The sequence below is a fragment of the Gammaproteobacteria bacterium genome, assembly GCA_027296625.1.
Taxonomy (GTDB): Bacteria; Pseudomonadota; Gammaproteobacteria; order JAKEHO01; family JAKEHO01; genus JAKEHO01.
The window spans coordinates 1-2,777 of sequence record JAPUIX010000125.1; the positions used below are offsets into that span (position 1 = coordinate 1).

General features: G+C 52.3%; 3 protein-coding genes. 2 read left to right on the plus strand and 1 reads right to left on the minus strand.

Features of this window, described 5'->3' with window-relative positions; translation table 11 throughout:
* Positions 1-174 precede the first annotated feature (174 nt).
* Positions 175-642, minus strand: a complete 468-nt coding sequence (locus O6944_06855) for a DUF2141 domain-containing protein (protein ID MCZ6718851.1) — start codon at positions 640-642, stop codon at positions 175-177.
* Between the two features lie 133 nt (positions 643-775).
* Here O6944_06855 and O6944_06860 point away from each other — a divergent pair, with 133 nt between their 5' ends.
* The gene (locus O6944_06860) at positions 776-1,732 is read left to right on the plus strand and encodes a DUF3179 domain-containing protein (GenBank protein ID MCZ6718852.1); all 957 of its coding nucleotides are present in this window, start codon (positions 776-778) and stop codon (positions 1,730-1,732) included.
* Between the two features lie 145 nt (positions 1,733-1,877).
* A partial coding sequence (locus O6944_06865; GenBank protein ID MCZ6718853.1) for a cyclase family protein occupies positions 1,878-2,777 on the plus strand: 900 nt, incomplete at its 3' end.

Consider the following 2,777-nt stretch of genomic DNA (forward strand, 5'->3'; position numbering starts at 1 on the left):
CATTTTGAATTTCAAGCACTGGGTTGAGGATGAGGATCCTGTTCGACTCGCGCAGCGGCGAAGCCGCATGCGAGGACGCGTAGCGTCAATCCCACCCTCTCGCCAATTGATCAAGAGCGTCCCCAAATCGTCGTGCAAAGAACGCTGGCCGCTATTTTTCAATGCCAAGTGGCTTCATATGGGCGGCTGCTCAAGTAATATTCGCTGCGGCTTTATCTGCGGTACTGCAAATTTCGCCTTGTTGAAGCCTGGACTCCCCACGCCGAATGACCCTCGGGCATTGTTCGAGAACCCGTAGGCTTCGTTTGGAATTACGAAGTATTTCTTATCCATGACGTTGTTCGAGTTGATGTCATGATAGACGGCGATCCCGTAATCACCCGACGGCAGGCCCCAAAACTCTAGCCTTTCGGTGGACTCATCGACCATTACTAAGCGCGCTCGAACGATGCCGTTGTCGCTTAGCCAATAATTTTTGCTGTTGTACAGGGCGACTCTCAATACACCGCTTGTCGGGCTAATATTTTCAATGATCACCGATATTTTTTGCTGGCCTTCTTCGACTTTCGGCGGTGCTTGCGTGGAACAACCGGCAATACTGGTTACTACTGCTATCAAAAATGGCAAATATAATTTGCTCATTGTCACGCATTAACCGCCTGGCGATATTGAGCATGCATCGGAATATCATAATCCATGAGTATCCAATTATAGATTGAACCCTTTCTCGACGTAAGGTCTCTAAGGCTCCAGGACTCTTGAGGGAGTTTGCCATATGAGTAAATACATCTTGTACGCTGTCATGGTTGCGCTATGCCTCGTCGCACAACCCTGTACGGCAGCCACCAAGAATGGTTTCGATCTGTCGGGGTCTCTGATTCCCCAAGATCAAATATTGTCAGGCGGGCCCGGCAAGGACGGCATTCCAGCGATCCACAGGCCCGTATTCCTAAACGCAGATGAGGTTCCGGAACTAAAACCCGATGACCGTATCCTTGGGTTCGCGCTGAACGGCGTGGCGAAAGCTTATCCGATAAGTATATTATCCTGGCATGAAATCGTTAACGACGCGATCAAAGATCAATCCTTTATCGTTACTTACTGCCCGCTCTGTGGGACCGGCATGGCTTTTTCCGCCGATCTGGACGGCGAGGCTTCCAGCTTCGGTGTTTCCGGTTTGTTATATGAGAGCGACGTACTTCTTTACGATCAGTTGACCAACTCGTTATGGTCGCAAATCTTGCGAAAGGCTGTCAGTGGGCCGATGAAAGGCCGCGAACTGAAGATGTTGCCACTGAGACATACGACGTGGCACAAGTGGCGATCGGATCATCCAGATACTTTTGTCCTGTCTCGAAAAACCGGCTATCTAAGAGACTATGACACGGATCCATTCGCTAATTATGATAGGAGCAGCGCTGTGCTATTCAGGGTCTCGCGTAAAGCCCCAGCGAAGTATCACCCGAAAGACAGGGTGCTGGGCGTCGAAATCGATGGCTTGTCTAAAGCCTACCCGTTGCCTGAACTGAGGAAGAACCGGAAATCGTCTTTTCAGGACACGGTCAATCAGCAGCTTATTACCGTGCATTGGGATGAAGGCAGCGAGACAGCATTCCTAACAAACAACCATGGCGTCGAAATTCCTGCTGTATCGGCTTATTGGTTTGCCTGGTATACCTTTCATCCTGACACCGCAGTGTTTGTGGCAGAAGATTTATCGGGCCAGGAATAGATCACGATTTAGCGGAGCATGGTTCGCCCATGACTCGCCACGCCGCCATTTTTGAGTTAGTAACAACCTGTAACAGGCGCGGCAATATTTCCTCTGTCCTGTTCTTGCGAAAATAAAAATATCCGTAGCCAAAATGGAGAGTCACATGAAGGTCGTCACAGCTTTCGTTCAACTATCGTTGGCGTGCATGGCATGTCTGTGTGCGATGACATCTGATAAGGCTTGGGCAGAGAATGATCAACCACTTTCGGAGAACTGGGCACCCAGCGAGTGGGGAGCAGATGACAAAGCGGGCTCGGTAAACCGCACGACACCGGCAATGGTGCTGAGTGCGGCCAAGCTTGTTGAGCGGGGCAAAGTTGCCACACTTGGCAAGGTTTACCAAAGTGATGCGCCCACGTTCGGTGGACGAGCATGGCGCTTGGTCATCCCGGGCCTGCCCTCCGGCGGGCCCCTTGGCGAGCAGGAAGCCGTCTGGAATGACGAATTCGTGACCGGCGAGATCGGCCAGATCGGAACTCAGTTTGATGGCCCGGGCCACGTTGGCGTGATTACCTCCCAGGGGCATTTTTTCTACAACGGCCACTTCCTTGAAGACGAGGACATCACCGGCAATGGCATGGGCCCGCTTGGAGTCGAGCATGTCGCCAAGATCGGTTTCGTGTGCCGTGGCGTATTACTTGATGCCGTTGCGTATCGTGGCGGCCGGCTTCCGATTCCGACGGAAAACAGCGCAGACGATCCCGGGATCATCAACGCCAGGGATGTCGCGGCGATGGTACAGAAACAGGGGATCGATCCGATCGGAGAGGGCGATTGCGTGTTTCTGCATACAGGGCACGGCGATATCTGGCATCCATCGATGTGGGATACCTACGATGCAGCCGAGAAGCAAAAGCGGACAGCTGAATTCAACGCCGGCGCGCCAGGATTTGGCATCTCAGCTTGCGAGTATTTGGCGTCACGGAAGATCATTCTCTGGGGTGGAGATACACATTCCACAGAGGCAGTCGGCAGCAATTTTGGTGGAGAAACAAGCCAGCCA

Excerpts from the sequence above, each read along its gene's own strand:
- O6944_06855 (MCZ6718851.1), bottom strand. The coding sequence starts at position 642 with ATGAGCAAATTATATTTGCCATTTTTGATAGCAGTAGTAACCAGTATT.
- O6944_06860 (MCZ6718852.1), top strand. The coding sequence starts at position 776 with ATGAGTAAATACATCTTGTACGCTGTCATGGTTGCGCTATGCCTCGTC.